Consider the following 12,362-nt stretch of genomic DNA (forward strand, 5'->3'; position numbering starts at 1 on the left):
TCTTGCGCAGCGGGACCGCGCTGAGAACGTACTGTAGGATAGCCATTAGACCCATTGGAAGCGGTGTGTTCACAGCCCCATTTTCGGTGGGTCTTTCTTTGTGACCTCAAAACTGCACGAACCATTGACGCAACTGAACACCGTAAATGCACATGGACTTATACCAGTAGCGCATTTCCCCCGGTTCCAGCTTGCACAACAACGCCCAGACAGGAATCCCGTTCACTCTGGAATTCGCCTTTAAGCGGATGCAAGGCAAAACATGGAGACGTTTCAGGGCTTGGAACCACTTCTTCCCTATGAATTCCCGGTCAGCCAGCAGATAAACCGTTTTCCCCGCCAGGAGCGGCATCACCGCTTCCAGAAGTTCGATCCGCTGCTCAGAGGTGCTGTTGGCACGGTGTGGAATGAGTGTCCAAGCGAGGGGGAAGGAGAACGTGCGCCAGGAGACGCTCAAAATCAAGAAGTTGATGTCCTGCTGACCCCACTTCCAGTTTGTACGATCCAGCAGGAGCAGCACTTGCTGCTCCTGACGCAAGAATGAAAGGACAAATCTGGCAATCATGGTCTGGGACAGCGGATACTGCATGAAACGCTTGAGTCTCTTGTAGACGCTGTTCTCGTTTTCACCAAGTTGGACGACGGGGACAAGACGCCACAGCACGATACTGCGGGTTTGAATCATGCCCAGAATCAGGGCGCATAGAACGACCAGTCTGCGGGGGTCAATCTCGAAGTGAGCTTGGAGCGTGGCAAACAGGTCATACTGAGGATGTCGGCTTCGTCGGTCTTTCATCGCAGAAAAAACCGTACAGGAGCCGACTTTCTTCGTCTACCCCAAACTTTTGTACCCTAGAGAGAAAAGTTTTAGGGGGCAGACATGGAAGCATCCTTGGCGCCCGAGCGCCGGGCAGACCGCATGCCAGACTGAGGGTATGCCGCCCCTGCGTCTCGCTTCCCTGGTGTCCAGCAACAGTGACATTCTCGCCGCGTTGGGGGTGACTTCGTGGGTGGTGGCCGCCGACCACCACAGTGACGCGCCCGGTCTGGAGCAGGCCCGCCGGGTCGGCCCGGACTTGAACATCGACATCCCGGCGCTGGTGGCAACGAAGCCGGATCTGGTGCTGGCCAGCCTCAGCGTGCCGGGTCTGGAGCAGGTCGTGGACGGCGTGCAAAAGGCCGGCTTGCCGCTGCTGGTGCTTGACCCGATCAGTGTCGCGGACGCGCAGGAGGACGTGCGCCGCATCGGGCGGGCACTGGGCCTGGACGCCAGGGCCGAGCAGGTGGTGCAGGGCTGGCAGGCCGAGATGCAGCGCCTGCGCCGCGCTTACCCGCGCCCGCCGCGCGTGGTGGTCGAGTGGTGGCCGCGCCCCGTGATCAACGCCACGCAGGACTCCTGGGTCACGGACCTGCTGGCCGACCTGGGGGCCGAGAACGCCTTCGCGGACAGACCGGGCCGCAGCGCCCCCATGCACTGGCCCGAGGTGGTGGACGCCCGGCCCGACCTGATCGTGTGCTCGTGGTGCGGCGCGAAGAAACTGCGCCCCGAGGTAATTGCGGCGCGGGGCCTGCCGGTGCCGGTCATCCCGGTGCTGGAAAGTGGTCTAGGCCGCCCCGGCCCGCGCCTGGTCGAGGGCGCCCGGCAGATCGCGGCGGCCCTGGAACATCTGGTTCTGACAGAAGAGGCTTTGACGGAAGGGGTAAGCAGGGTGCAGGAGCCGACGCTATAGGCCTTCCTGGCGGGCTTCTCCACTGACCCCTTCCTCATCCCCGATCCCCTCCCAGTACGCCTGCAAATCCGGAGCCAGCGGCACTTCGGCCACGAACTGAGCGCCCTCCCACGGAAAAGCCAGGCGGGCGGCGTGCAGCGCCTGGCGCGCCAGCCCCAGCCGCGCGGTCAGCTGCGGCGTCTGCCCGGTTTCCATGAATTCCAGAAACACATTGGGGTCAAGGCCATAAATCTTGTCGCCGACCATCGGCAGGCCCAGGTGCGACAGGTGCGCCCGGATCTGGTGCAGCCGGCCACTGCGCGGATAAGCCTCGATCAGCGTGTGCTGCCCGCGCCGCCCGGCCACCCGGAAGTCGGTCACGGCGGGCCGCCCATCCGGCACCACCGCCTGCCGGATGACCACCCTGTTCGCGCCGCCCAGGCCCAGTTCCCCCAGTGGAGCGTCCAGCGTGCGGCGTTCCCACTCGGGCGAGCCGTGAACGATGGCCAGGTACGTTTTCCCGACCAGGTGCGTTTTGAACAGCGTGTAGAACCGGCGGGCGGCGTCGCTGTCACGCGTCAGCAGCTGCGCTCCGCTGGTTTCCCTATCCAGGCGGTGCGGCGGGGCCAGGTCGGCCTCGCCCGTTTCGGCCCGCATAAACGTCAGCAAGTCCGGCACGTCCACCCGCCCCTTCACCGGGTGCGTCAGCCACAGCGCCGGTTTGTGAACCACGTAGAAATCCGGGTGTTCCACGATGACGCGCGGTTTCTCTGCCGGCGGCAGAAGAGCATCACGGCTCACCGGGGATTCCCGGGCATCAGCGACATCAGGGCAGCGTCGGGCCGTCGGTGCGTCACGAGAAATTCCTTTCTCCTGCACTTTTCGGATAGGGGAAGGCCTGACTTCACTAGATTTCCCAGACGCTCTGATACGGGCGGTCTTTCAGGCGGGCGGCCAGGTCGACGCCGCGTTCCACGGTGCGGTGCAGGCGCCCGGCCAGCCACTCGCCCGGTACCTCGGGGGCGTCCCAGTGGGCCGAGGTGGCGTACACGAAGTGCGGGTTGACGACGCACTTGAAGTCGAACATCAGGCCCAGCGCGAAGGCCCCGTGACTCAGATAGCCGTGATCCAGGCCGCCCGACACCAGGAACGTCACGGGCCGGTCGAACCACGCGCCGTGCAGGCCGCGCCCGTCGTCGCTGCTGCCGGTGAGTTCCACCAGGGCCTTGGCGCCGCTGCCCACCCCCCAGTTGTACACCGGCACGCCCATGAACACCCCGTCCGCTTCCTGAATGGCCCGGTGATAAGCCGCGAACGCCGGGTGTTCGTAGCAGCCGTCGCCGCCCTGCACGGTCTGCCCCTGAACATTATCGAACGGCGGCAGGGGGGTGATTCGCAGGTCGAGCAGCGTCACCGCGTGACCGGCGGCGGCCAGTTGACGGGCGGCCAGGGTACACAGCCAGGCGCTGCGGCTTTCCGGGTCGAGGCTGGTCGAGAGAACGGTGAATTTCAGGCGTGGGGGAGGGAAGCTCATACAGTGCGCCTACACTGTAGCGGATGAACTCCCGCGCTCTCCTGGCCCTGCTGTGCTGCGCCGCGCCGCTGCTTGGCGGGTGCCGTTACAACTTCGTGCCCCTGATTCCCCGTCCGGTGGACTTCAAGCTGCCCGTGCGCATCGTGGAGGCCAGCCTGACCCGTGAGAAGACCGAACTGGTGCTGAAGGCCAGAATCGACGGCAAGTTCGACCCCGGTTACCTGACCGTCAACTGGTTCGACAACTCCAGACCCATCGGGCAGGACAGCGTTTACCTCGATACCGCCCAGCGCGACGTGACCTTCCGGCTGACCGCGCCGCAGCAGGCCGCCTACCGCGCCACCCTCACCTTCGGCGGGGCGCTGCTGCGGCAGGTCGAACTGTACGAGGTCGAGCCTTGAGCACCTCCCCCACCTCCACCTGCCCCACCTATCAGGGCGTCGTCGAGTGGACGGCCGGCACGGCGCAGCGCTTCATCTGGCGCGGCGGACGCACCGAACCTTACCGCACCGAAGCGCGGCCCGCCCCCGTGAATTACGGCTGCCTGCCGGCCCTCTGGAACCCCGCCGACCACGCCGAGGTGGACGCCGTGTGGCTGGGCGAACCGCGCCCCGTGGGCACGCTGGTGCAGGCCACGCCCTCGGGGCTGCTGCACTTGCAGGACGGCGACCATAAAGTCGTCTTTGGCCCTCTGGAGGATGCCCAGGCCCTGCTGGACTGGTTTCCCGCGGAACGTGGGGCGCGGCTGCTGGCGCCAGCGGACGCGTTGGCCTGGCTGGAGAGCCTGCCCCTCCCCCCCCACCCCTGACGGCCTGTCCGGCGCGGCGCCTGCCCAGAGCACGGGCCAGACGCTATGCTGCCGGCATGGTATGGCTGTTTGCCTTTTTCGTGTTCCTGAGTGCTTCCATGATCCTGTGGGCGACGCTGGGGCCACTGAAAACGACGTCGAATGTGCGGGTGTTGCAGGGGCTGGCCGCCCTGCAGTACGCCGCCGTGGTGGTGCTGCTGGGAGCCAAATGGCTGGGGAAGGTCTGACGGGAGGCGTATGAATGAGTGAAGTGCACACGATTGATCTGATGTTTCAGGAGACGCCGGGCGTCATCGCCGCGTTCGTCTTCGATACCGGGGACGGGCTGGCGGTGGTGGACACCGGGCCGACCTCTACCCTGGGCGTGCTGGAAGAGGGACTCGGCAAGTTGGGCGCGGGCCTGGGGGACGTGCGGCACCTGCTGCTGACCCACATTCACTTCGATCACGCTGGGGCGGCCGGCAGCATTCTGGAAAAATCCCGCAAGGCGCGGGTGTACGTTCACGAGAAGGGCGCGCCGCACCTGGTCAACCCGGAAAAGCTGCTGGCCAGCGCCACGCAGATTTACGGCGACCAGATGGACACGCTGTGGGGCGAGATGAAACCCATGGACGCCGATCGCGTGACCGCACTGACGGGCGGCGAGGGCCTCAAGCTCGGCCACGCCGACATTCACGCGCTGTACACGCCCGGTCACGCGGTGCACCACCTGGCCTACCACAGCGGGGACGACCTGTTCACCGGAGACGTGGGCGGTATTCGCCTGCTGGAGCGGCAGACGCCCCGCGCCCCCACGCCGCCGCCCGACATCAACCTGGCATTGTGGCGGGAAAGCATCGAGCGGCTGCGGCAGCTGGACGCCCGCACCCTGCACCTGGCGCACTTCGGCCGTTACCCGCAAAGTCAGGCGCACTGGGACGGCCTGCTTCAGACCATGCAACTGGATGCCGAGCGCGTGCGCGAACCCATGCAGCAGGGCCGGGACTTTGCCTACATCAAGGAGCAGTTCACGGAAACGCTGCTGGCTGAGCTGGCCGACGAGGACGCTGCGCTGCCGGAGCTGTACGAATTTGCCTGCCCCCCGTGGATGAGCGTGCAGGGGCTGATGCGCTACTGGACGCGCCAGGCCGCCCGCAGCGCCATCCAGGGAGGACAGGCATGAAGGTGCTGGTCATCGGCAGCGGCGGGCGCGAGCACGCCATCGTGGACGCCTGCCAGCGCTGCGGCCACGAGGTCATCTGCACCCCCGGCAACCCCGGCATCGCCGAACTGGCCCGCGTGGTCACCTGCGCCCAGGACGCCGAGAGCCTGGCCAGCCTGGCGCAGGCCGAGGGGGTGGACATCGTGATTGTCGGCCCGGAAGCCTACCTGGCCGCCGGGGTGGTGGACGCCTGCGCCGCCCGTGGCATTCCCGCCTTCGGCCCCACGCAGGCCGCGAGCCGCCTGGAAGGCGACAAGGCCTGGAGCAAGGCCTTCATGGTGCGCCACGGCGTGCCCACCGCCCAGCACCGCGCCTTCGAGACGCTGGAAGACGCGCAGCGGTACGTGCAGACCCGCACCCCGCCCATCGTGGTCAAGGACGCGGCGCTGAAAGCCGGCAAGGGCGTCACCATCGCCCAGACGCACAGTTTCGCGCAGGCGGCGCTGGAGGACATCTTCAGCGACCCCGGCGCGAAAGTCGTGATCGAGGACTTCATGACCGGGCAGGAGGTCAGCATCCTGGCGCTGTGCGACGGCGAACGCTACGCCCTGACGCCCCCCAGCCAGGATCACAAGACCATCTTTGAAGGCGACACCGGCCCCATGACCGGCGGCATGGGCGTCATCTGCCCCTTTCCGCTGTCGGACGCGCAACTGGGGGTGATTCGCCGTGAGATCATCGAGCGCACCCTGGCCGGCATGCGTGAGGAAGGCCTGCCTTTCAGGGGCGTGCTGTACGCCGGCCTGATGCTTACGCCCGCCGGGCCGCAGGTCGTGGAATTCAACGCCCGCTTTGGCGACCCGGAAGCCGAGGCCATCCTGCCACTGCTGCAAAGCGACCTGGCCCAGCACGCCCTGGACGCCGCTCAGGGTAATCTCGACCCTGCGGCCGTGCACTTCCGCGAGGGGGCCAGCGCCGTGGTCATCATGGCCGCCCCCAACTACCCGGCCGACCCGCAAAAAGGCATTCCCCTGCAGCTGCCCGCTACGGGCGACCAGGAACGCATCTACCACGCCGGCACCACCATCCAGGAAGGCCGCCTGGTCAGCAGTGGCGGACGCGTCCTGGCCGTCACCGCTCTGGCCGACACCCTCCCGGCCGCCCGCGCGAAGGCCTATCACCTCGCCAGCCAGGTGGGGTTCCCCGGAGCGCAACTGCGCCGGGACATCGGCTTTCGCCTCGGCCTGCACGATTGACCGCAGCCGACGCAGGCGCTACCATTCCTTTCGCCCTTCACCCGTGGGCCGGTGTGGCGGAATTGGTAGACGCACCCGACTCAAAATCGGACATCGCAAGATGTGCCAGTTCGACTCTGGTCACCGGCACCAACGGATGTAGCTAAGACCCTGCGCAAGCGGGGTTTTTGGCTTTTGCCTCAGGCCCGAGCAGGGGCCGGATCGAGCCACGACCGGCACGAATCGGGTGACGCTCAGGCGTGCAGCAGGAGGCCAGATGAAGCTTGAAGAGCTGCACCAGATACACCGCCGACACCTGCTGTCCATGCGTCGCAGCCCCAGGACTGTCGAGTTCTACGAGCAGGGCATGCTCGCCCTGACCCGCTATCTCGACTCGCAGGGAACGCCGCCGGACACGGATCACGTGAGCCGCCTGACGCTCCAGGAGTTGCAGCTGGCCCTACGGGAGCGCGGCCTGTCGCCGGGTGGCGAGCACGCCATCCTGCGTGCAATCCGTGGGGCATTCCGCTGGGCGATCGAAGAGGAGCTGATCACCGTTGATCCCACCAGGAAGTTGCGCATGCCAGCGCTGCCGCAGGAGCGTCCGCCGACCGTGCAGCCCGAGGAGATCAGGGCGGCGCTGAAGCTGGTCGCTGCCATGGATCAGCCGCTCAGGAACCGCGCCCTACTGCTGGTGATGTTGGACTGCGGGCTGCGGATGGGTGAGATCATCCAGCTGCGGGTTGAGGATGTCGATCTGGCCGCGGGGATGGTCACGGTGCGGGCAGAGACGGCGAAGCGTGAAAAGGAGCGGCGCGTTCCGATCGGGATCAAAGCGTCGCGCGCAGTGGCGGCCTACGAGCGGCGGGAGCGTGATCCGGTGTTCCCGCACGTTGGCGAGCTCTTCCTGAATCGCAGCGGAGAGCCCATGACCGCTGGCGGGATACATCACCTGATGGTCAAGGTGGCGAAAGGCATCGGCGTCCCGCGCTCGCATGTGGCCCCACACGCCTGGAGGCGCGCGTTCGCGGTGGGGATGCTGCGCGGTGGGGCGAACTTGTTTGAGCTTCAGCAGATGATGGGCCACACCACGCTTGAGATGACAAGGAAGTACGTCAAGCTACTTCCGGACGACCTCCAGCGGGTGCACCTGCGCGCTAGTCCGGCTGATCGGCTGTAGGAATGCGCCCGAGCACAGATGTGGGGCATGAATGAAGTCAAGGACGATACAAGAGAGAGCTTCGTCGAGTTGGCCCGCGAGCTGGAGAGCATCGGCGTGCACGTCACTGCCCGACTCAAGGGCATGATCAAGCTGCGGCATGACGGCAGGGACGCAGGCGAGCTCACGGCATGGTGCTGGGTGCAGCCCGCTGGCGCTGATCCTGAGGTGCAGCGGGTCGTCGAAGGAATCACGGGAGCCCTTCGTGCCGACCCTTCCCTTGCCGCCGAGCTCGACCTCGCCGCGGTGCTGAATCACCCGTCGCCGGCAATCCTGCTCTGTGAACTGCGGGACAACCCCGGCGTGCCGGATCATCCGCTCATGGCCCTCCTGGTGCAGCACGCCCGGAAGGGGGCAACGGCATGACCGACGAGGAGAGAAGGCTCCGTAGGCTGCTTGAGATGATCTCCTCGGTCGGGGTGCGCGTTCACAGCGTCGGCGCAGAGCAGATCGTCCCGGACCTCGCCCAGGTGCCGCCCGGCTGGAGCTGGGTGCACATGCTCGGCGCTGACGGGCAGGTGGTGCCATGGTTGCATGACGCGCTGGGCGAGGTGACGAGCATCTGCAAGTGTGATCCCCAGCTCATCCGCAGCGTCCCAGTCAGGCATCTGCTGACCCGTCCCGAGCCGCTGCTGCTGCTCTGCGCGTCGGGGGGTTGGAGTGCGCCGCCTCAGGAGCCGTTCGCACGGGCGGTGTGGCGGGAGGTGCAGTCTGTCGGGCTGCGGGCGTGACGGATCTGGAGGTCGTCGACGGTCTTTTTGAAGCGCGGTGTGGCCACCTGGGGCTATTGCGCGCGATTCGGCGGTTCGGGTTGCCTCTTGAGCTGTCGCCGATTGATGCGGTGTCGATGATGATTGGCGTGATGTACGAGCAGATTGAGGTAGGCGTTGACGATGAGCAGTTCTTCGCTACTTTTGCGGGTGAGTCTTTGACGCTGGCCGCCGTCCTGGAGGATGATCCGCACTGGCTTGAGAAGCGCCTCCTGCTGCTGGCGTCTGAAGCCTGATCAGAATTCAGTCAGATTCAGCACAAAAAGAAAGGCCCCCGGACGCGATGCCGGGGGTCTCACTGTAAAAGAAAAGGCCCCCGCCGGCGAGGGCGGAGGCTATAGGCGGGGGCTGGGAGGGCAGGTCAGTAGATGCCTAGGGCTTCCTTGATCTCATCTTCCCCGATCTCGATGGACTCGAGGTCGATGTAGATCGAAGCCTCGTCGGGCATCCTGATCCAGTTGCCGTGGTCGCTGTACTTCACCAGGACGGAGCATCCGTCGACCTCGTAGGTGTCCTCGTCTCTGTCGTGGCAGATCTGCACGTCCGGCAGCTCCGAGATCAGGTACAGGAGGCGTTCTACCTTGCTGCGACCTCCCGGTGTCGAGATGTCGACTTCGCGATTGATGACAGGAGAGAGGGCTTTAGCTGCGGGGCTGACGGTCTTGCTGTCTGCTTTTTTCTGCATGGGAGTCCCATACGGCGCGACTTTGACATCGCGACGCCCCCCTCACCGCACGCTGAACGTGCTGGCGGCATACGAGAGTATGGTGGGTATGCAATGCGGACATGAGACTCCAGCGGCTGAACGTACCGCGAAAGGATGACCAGCATACCGTAGAGCGTGATATCAGTCCGCTGGTGTCTAGACAGGTTGAAAGACAAAAAGAAAGGCCCCGCCAGCGCCGGTGAGGGCGTGGGCGGGGCGGGGGGCAGGCTCAGCGTTTGATCAGGCGCTGGTAGGCCGTCTCGAGCCCCTGGACCGCGAGTCGGTACGCAACCGGGGCGTACAGGGCGGCGGGGATGCTGATGGGGCCGACCTTGAGAGGCGGCAAGCGCTTCACCACCTCTGTGTTCCAGAAGTAGCTGAAGGTGGCGATCACGAGCGCCCGGGCCGTCTCACCGCGCAGCAGGGGTGCGCCCTCAGCGACGGATTTTGCGATGACCGGGAGAAGGGCCAGTACCTCGCCCACGCTCACTTTTTTGTCGGCCAGGACGTGTTCGAATTCAAACCTCCACCGGGTCAGCGTGGCGTTGAGCCAGACGGTGGCGGCGTCGGCCTGCTCATCCGGCGTGGGACCAGGGGCACTGGGGGCCTCAGTGCGCTGCTGGCGCATGCGTGCCACGTGATCCTGCGCGTCCGGCAGGCTTTTGATCGCCTCGGCCAGCACAGCGGCAGTTTCGCGTTGACCGCGGAGCTCGGCGCGCCCCTTGGCTGCTCTGAGGGCGTCTTCGATGCGGGGGTCTTTTGGGGGCAGGGCGGGGATGCGGGTCACGTCAGTCATGGAGTGCTCCTATTGAAGGGCCGGGTTGAAGGCCGGGTGAGTCATGGGTTGTTCCAGGAATTCCTGCTCTGGCAGTGCAGCGAGACTCGCCAGGGGGCGTACCGAGGCCTGCTCGAAGGCCGCAGGCGGCGGGCCATCCTGCAAAGTTCCCGGCAAAACGTCAGGGGTCACGGCGCCCACAGGTGCCGTCGTCGTGGTGGTGGCCACGCTTGCCCCGTCCGGAGTGGTGGCCTGGGTGGTCGTCTGCGTCACCTGCCCGCTGCTGCTGACCCACTCCAGCACCGTTTTCAGGCCGTCACGCCCGGCGACGGACACCACGGCCGCCACCAGCCCGAAGATCAGCACGCCAGGCCAACCCGGCGCCCCGAGCATGGCGTTGCCCGTCCACAGGTGCAGCAGGGCCGCGCACAGCAGCCCAAAGGCCGCCGCAATGCCGCGCCACCGCCACGGGTTCCACAGGATGGGGGGCTTGCGGGCCTCGGCCTGGCGCTTGACGGTCTGCACCAATCCGAAGATCAGCAGCCCCAGCGCGACCGGGTTCTTGCTCATGCCCAGCAGCCAGCCCAGATCAAATCCGTCCACAGTTCACCTCGCCCAGACCCGCAGGGGGTCGGTTGCGTTGATCACGCTGAATTGGCCTTCCACTTTCTTGCCCGCCATGTTCACCCAGCCGCCTTTGCCGTCAGGCACCAGCAGCATGGGCGTGGCAGACGCGGGGGCGGGTGTGGGCTTCTGGGGCACCTCTTTCGCCAGAGCGTCCTGCACGGGCGAGCGCTCACCGCCGACCGGGTCTGTCCACTGAAGGTGCATGCCGTCGCTGGGATTCCAGCGTCCGCCCCAGGTCCAGCCGCAGCGCTCGAACACCTCAATCACCTCGCGGTCGATCTGCATCTGTGATCTGCTGATGCCGTAGCCATTCCAGCGCGCGTCGAAGTCGATTGCAGCGCCGTAGGCATGGAGCGAGATCGGGTTGCTGGGATTCCAAAGCATGTGCCGGTAGGTGGTCGCGCCGTCGTATGTCCGCAGTCGGTCGGCCAGGCCCGCGTCATGCAGCACAGCCCAGGTTGCGCGGAAGATCGGCTCGATTTTGCGGTGCAGCGTGATGCGGGTGACCTTGACGCTCGGGTCGGCGTAGGCGGGGAAGCCGGGCAGTTCGGAAATCGGAATGGAGACGATGTTCTGCCGGAATGCCGCGCCCGGCTCAAAAGTGCCGCGCCTGCTGCCGGGGGTGCTGCCCGCCAGGGGGTCTCCGTAGAAGTTGACCAGGTCGGCCCGGGTCATGCCACCTGGCCGGGCGCGGATGGCGGCGTTGAAGTCAAATCCCATGTTGTCTCCTCGCAATGAAAACCCCCCTGGATCACAGGGGGAGGGGGCTGGGCGAGTGCGCTCGCGTCCTACTTCTTCATGCGGTCTATCAGGTTCTGGGCTTTTTTCTGGATCCACGGCAGGTCATACAGGCCGCTGATGATCTCCTGAAGGAAATCGGTCAAGTTGCGCAGGTCGTGCTTGACCTCGTCCAGCTCGCTCTCAACGGCATCAACGCGCTCCTCAAGTTTTGCCTTACCCGCTTCGAGCTCATCGACGCGTTTCTCGAGGCGCTCGCGTTCGGTCTCCTTGTTCTTCCCGCTGTTGCTGATCCAGGTCGTGACGACTGGCACGAACAATCCCAGGAGGCCGGTGATGGTGGCGAGACTGATATCAGCTGCGGTCATGCCCCACCATCCTTTTTAGATATGCCGCAGTTCCAATGGTGTATGCGGTGAAGGTGGCGATGACCACGCTCCCGGCATTCATCCCCATGGTCAGGTAGCCAGCGGCCCCAATCGTGCCGAGTAGCACGGCCGATATCATCAGCAGCACGTACGCCACGCTCGGCCTGCGCGCCATCAGCAGGCTCGCGCCAACGCCGATGAAGACAGTCCCCCACACCCACAACGGGATCTCCAGGCCGCCCCAGTAGTCAAGGATCCAGAGACTCGGCTTCACTGACGGGTAGACCAGGAAGATACCCAAGGCGAGCATGACGTATGCGGTCTGTACCTGGTTGCGTGCGATGAGGTGGTAGCCGGTGAAGTAGCGCCAGACGGCGAGAAGTGCCGGATTCACTTTGCCACCCCCAGCGGAATCGGGACCCACACATTCGGGGCCACTCGCCACTCAGCGGTCGCTCCCCGGATCACCCAGTAGCTGATGCGCAGGGGATAGCCTCCGCCAATGCGCCAGTACCCCAGAGGCGGGATGACCGCGCCGCTGCGGGTCTTGACGCGCACAAGCTGCATAGGGCAGTTGGGACGCGCGGTGAGGGTGAGACGCTGCTGAGAGAGGTCTGAGCCGCTGGGGCCCAGGACCGCCCGCCCCGTGATCTCCAGGGCCGGGCGACAACGGACCGGGGCGGGCTGCGCTGAGATGACCAGCGCAGCCAGGGTTGATATGAGCATGTTTCA

Annotated in this window: 20 protein-coding genes and 1 tRNA gene; 11 read left to right on the plus strand and 10 right to left on the minus strand. The window is 65.7% G+C overall.

Going from position 1 to position 12,362, the window contains the following annotated elements:
* Nucleotides 1-106: 106 nt before the first annotated feature.
* Nucleotides 107-685 carry a transposase gene (locus E5Z01_RS00005; RefSeq protein ID WP_135227503.1) on the minus strand — a complete coding sequence of 193 codons (579 nt, stop codon included), beginning with the start codon at nt 683-685 and terminating at the stop codon, nt 107-109.
* Between the two features lie 250 nt (nt 686-935).
* Between E5Z01_RS00005 and E5Z01_RS00010 the strand changes: the two genes are divergently transcribed.
* A complete protein-coding gene (locus E5Z01_RS00010; RefSeq protein WP_135227504.1) occupies nt 936-1,730 on the plus strand; it encodes a helical backbone metal receptor in 795 nt (264 codons plus the stop codon).
* Here the strand turns inward: E5Z01_RS00010 and E5Z01_RS00015 are convergent.
* Both E5Z01_RS00015 and E5Z01_RS00020 read right to left on the minus strand, forming a co-directional pair.
* Nucleotides 1,725-2,510: an RluA family pseudouridine synthase gene (locus E5Z01_RS00015; RefSeq protein WP_135227505.1), complete on the minus strand. Its 786-nt coding sequence runs from the start codon at nt 2,508-2,510 to the stop codon at nt 1,725-1,727. The genes E5Z01_RS00010 and E5Z01_RS00015 overlap by 6 nt on opposite strands.
* Before the next feature lie 106 nt (nt 2,511-2,616).
* Nucleotides 2,617-3,243, minus strand: coding sequence for an NADPH-dependent FMN reductase (locus E5Z01_RS00020; RefSeq protein ID WP_135227506.1), 627 nt, complete (start codon nt 3,241-3,243; stop codon nt 2,617-2,619).
* Nucleotides 3,244-3,266: 23 nt separating this feature from the next.
* On the opposite strand from E5Z01_RS00020, the gene E5Z01_RS00025 reads away from it, so the two are divergent.
* From E5Z01_RS00025 to E5Z01_RS00065, 10 genes are all read left to right on the plus strand, one after another.
* Entirely contained in the window at nt 3,267-3,644 is a 378-nt protein-coding gene (locus tag E5Z01_RS00025; RefSeq protein WP_119766209.1) for a hypothetical protein, read from the plus strand.
* The gene (locus E5Z01_RS00030) at nt 3,641-4,051 is read left to right on the plus strand and encodes an inorganic diphosphatase (RefSeq protein ID WP_135227507.1); all 411 of its coding nucleotides are present in this window, start codon (nt 3,641-3,643) and stop codon (nt 4,049-4,051) included. Before E5Z01_RS00025 ends, E5Z01_RS00030 begins: the two co-directional genes overlap by 4 nt.
* Nucleotides 4,052-4,107: 56 nt before the next feature.
* On the plus strand, nt 4,108-4,278 hold the full coding sequence (locus E5Z01_RS19320) for a hypothetical protein (protein ID WP_167757689.1): 171 nt from the start codon (nt 4,108-4,110) through the stop codon (nt 4,276-4,278).
* 14 nt (nt 4,279-4,292) lie between these two features.
* The gene (locus tag E5Z01_RS00035; RefSeq protein WP_135227508.1) at nt 4,293-5,213 is read left to right on the plus strand and encodes an MBL fold metallo-hydrolase; all 921 of its coding nucleotides are present in this window, start codon (nt 4,293-4,295) and stop codon (nt 5,211-5,213) included.
* Nucleotides 5,210-6,448 (plus strand): phosphoribosylamine--glycine ligase, encoded by a 1,239-nt coding sequence (gene purD, locus E5Z01_RS00040; protein ID WP_135227509.1) that lies wholly within the window; start codon nt 5,210-5,212, stop codon nt 6,446-6,448. Before E5Z01_RS00035 ends, purD begins: the two co-directional genes overlap by 4 nt.
* A gap of 47 nt (nt 6,449-6,495) precedes the next feature.
* Nucleotides 6,496-6,580 (plus strand) — tRNA-Leu (locus E5Z01_RS00045).
* A gap of 124 nt (nt 6,581-6,704) precedes the next feature.
* A complete protein-coding gene (locus E5Z01_RS00050; RefSeq protein WP_135227510.1) occupies nt 6,705-7,607 on the plus strand; it encodes a tyrosine-type recombinase/integrase in 903 nt (300 codons plus the stop codon).
* Between the two features lie 27 nt (nt 7,608-7,634).
* The gene (locus E5Z01_RS00055) at nt 7,635-8,012 is read left to right on the plus strand and encodes a hypothetical protein (RefSeq protein WP_135227511.1); all 378 of its coding nucleotides are present in this window, start codon (nt 7,635-7,637) and stop codon (nt 8,010-8,012) included.
* The gene (locus E5Z01_RS00060; RefSeq protein WP_135227512.1) at nt 8,009-8,377 is read left to right on the plus strand and encodes a hypothetical protein; all 369 of its coding nucleotides are present in this window, start codon (nt 8,009-8,011) and stop codon (nt 8,375-8,377) included. The genes E5Z01_RS00055 and E5Z01_RS00060 overlap by 4 nt, the downstream gene beginning before the upstream one ends.
* A complete protein-coding gene (locus E5Z01_RS00065) occupies nt 8,374-8,652 on the plus strand; it encodes a hypothetical protein (protein ID WP_135227513.1) in 279 nt (92 codons plus the stop codon). Before E5Z01_RS00060 ends, E5Z01_RS00065 begins: the two co-directional genes overlap by 4 nt.
* 125 nt (nt 8,653-8,777) lie before the next feature.
* Here E5Z01_RS00065 and E5Z01_RS00070 read toward each other — a convergent pair whose 3' ends face one another.
* The 7 genes from E5Z01_RS00070 to E5Z01_RS00100 form a co-directional block, all read right to left on the minus strand.
* A complete protein-coding gene (locus E5Z01_RS00070) occupies nt 8,778-9,101 on the minus strand; it encodes a hypothetical protein (protein WP_135227514.1) in 324 nt (107 codons plus the stop codon).
* Nucleotides 9,102-9,351: 250 nt separating this feature from the next.
* A complete protein-coding gene (locus tag E5Z01_RS00075; protein WP_135227515.1) occupies nt 9,352-9,918 on the minus strand; it encodes a hypothetical protein in 567 nt (188 codons plus the stop codon).
* A 9-nt stretch (nt 9,919-9,927) separates the two neighbouring features.
* Nucleotides 9,928-10,500 carry a hypothetical protein gene (locus E5Z01_RS00080; RefSeq protein WP_135227516.1) on the minus strand — a complete coding sequence of 191 codons (573 nt, stop codon included), beginning with the start codon at nt 10,498-10,500 and terminating at the stop codon, nt 9,928-9,930.
* A gap of 3 nt (nt 10,501-10,503) precedes the next feature.
* Nucleotides 10,504-11,244, minus strand: coding sequence for a M15 family metallopeptidase (locus tag E5Z01_RS00085; RefSeq protein WP_135227517.1), 741 nt, complete (start codon nt 11,242-11,244; stop codon nt 10,504-10,506).
* A gap of 68 nt (nt 11,245-11,312) precedes the next feature.
* Nucleotides 11,313-11,630, minus strand: a complete 318-nt coding sequence (locus tag E5Z01_RS00090; RefSeq protein ID WP_135227518.1) for a short coiled-coil protein — start codon at nt 11,628-11,630, stop codon at nt 11,313-11,315.
* On the minus strand, nt 11,617-12,024 hold the full coding sequence (locus E5Z01_RS00095; RefSeq protein ID WP_135227519.1) for a hypothetical protein: 408 nt from the start codon (nt 12,022-12,024) through the stop codon (nt 11,617-11,619). Before E5Z01_RS00095 ends, E5Z01_RS00090 begins: the two co-directional genes overlap by 14 nt.
* On the minus strand, nt 12,021-12,356 hold the full coding sequence (locus tag E5Z01_RS00100) for a hypothetical protein (RefSeq protein WP_135227520.1): 336 nt from the start codon (nt 12,354-12,356) through the stop codon (nt 12,021-12,023). Before E5Z01_RS00100 ends, E5Z01_RS00095 begins: the two co-directional genes overlap by 4 nt.
* Nucleotides 12,357-12,362: the final 6 nt, after the last annotated feature.

It is taken from the genome of Deinococcus fonticola, from assembly GCF_004634215.1.
Lineage (GTDB): Bacteria > Deinococcota > Deinococci > Deinococcales > Deinococcaceae > Deinococcus > Deinococcus fonticola.

Excerpts from the sequence above, each read along its gene's own strand:
- E5Z01_RS00005 (WP_135227503.1), bottom strand. The coding sequence starts at position 685 with ATGATTCAAACCCGCAGTATCGTGCTGTGGCGTCTTGTCCCCGTCGTC.
- E5Z01_RS00010 (WP_135227504.1), top strand. The coding sequence starts at position 936 with ATGCCGCCCCTGCGTCTCGCTTCCCTGGTGTCCAGCAACAGTGACATT.
- E5Z01_RS00020 (WP_135227506.1), bottom strand. The coding sequence starts at position 3,243 with ATGAGCTTCCCTCCCCCACGCCTGAAATTCACCGTTCTCTCGACCAGC.
- E5Z01_RS00025 (WP_119766209.1), top strand. The coding sequence starts at position 3,267 with ATGAACTCCCGCGCTCTCCTGGCCCTGCTGTGCTGCGCCGCGCCGCTG.
- E5Z01_RS19320 (WP_167757689.1), top strand. The coding sequence starts at position 4,108 with ATGGTATGGCTGTTTGCCTTTTTCGTGTTCCTGAGTGCTTCCATGATC.
- E5Z01_RS00035 (WP_135227508.1), top strand. The coding sequence starts at position 4,293 with ATGAGTGAAGTGCACACGATTGATCTGATGTTTCAGGAGACGCCGGGC.
- purD (WP_135227509.1), top strand. The coding sequence starts at position 5,210 with ATGAAGGTGCTGGTCATCGGCAGCGGCGGGCGCGAGCACGCCATCGTG.
- E5Z01_RS00050 (WP_135227510.1), top strand. The coding sequence starts at position 6,705 with ATGAAGCTTGAAGAGCTGCACCAGATACACCGCCGACACCTGCTGTCC.
- E5Z01_RS00055 (WP_135227511.1), top strand. The coding sequence starts at position 7,635 with ATGAATGAAGTCAAGGACGATACAAGAGAGAGCTTCGTCGAGTTGGCC.
- E5Z01_RS00060 (WP_135227512.1), top strand. The coding sequence starts at position 8,009 with ATGACCGACGAGGAGAGAAGGCTCCGTAGGCTGCTTGAGATGATCTCC.
- E5Z01_RS00070 (WP_135227514.1), bottom strand. The coding sequence starts at position 9,101 with ATGCAGAAAAAAGCAGACAGCAAGACCGTCAGCCCCGCAGCTAAAGCC.
- E5Z01_RS00075 (WP_135227515.1), bottom strand. The coding sequence starts at position 9,918 with ATGACTGACGTGACCCGCATCCCCGCCCTGCCCCCAAAAGACCCCCGC.
- E5Z01_RS00085 (WP_135227517.1), bottom strand. The coding sequence starts at position 11,244 with ATGGGATTTGACTTCAACGCCGCCATCCGCGCCCGGCCAGGTGGCATG.
- E5Z01_RS00090 (WP_135227518.1), bottom strand. The coding sequence starts at position 11,630 with ATGACCGCAGCTGATATCAGTCTCGCCACCATCACCGGCCTCCTGGGA.
- E5Z01_RS00100 (WP_135227520.1), bottom strand. The coding sequence starts at position 12,356 with ATGCTCATATCAACCCTGGCTGCGCTGGTCATCTCAGCGCAGCCCGCC.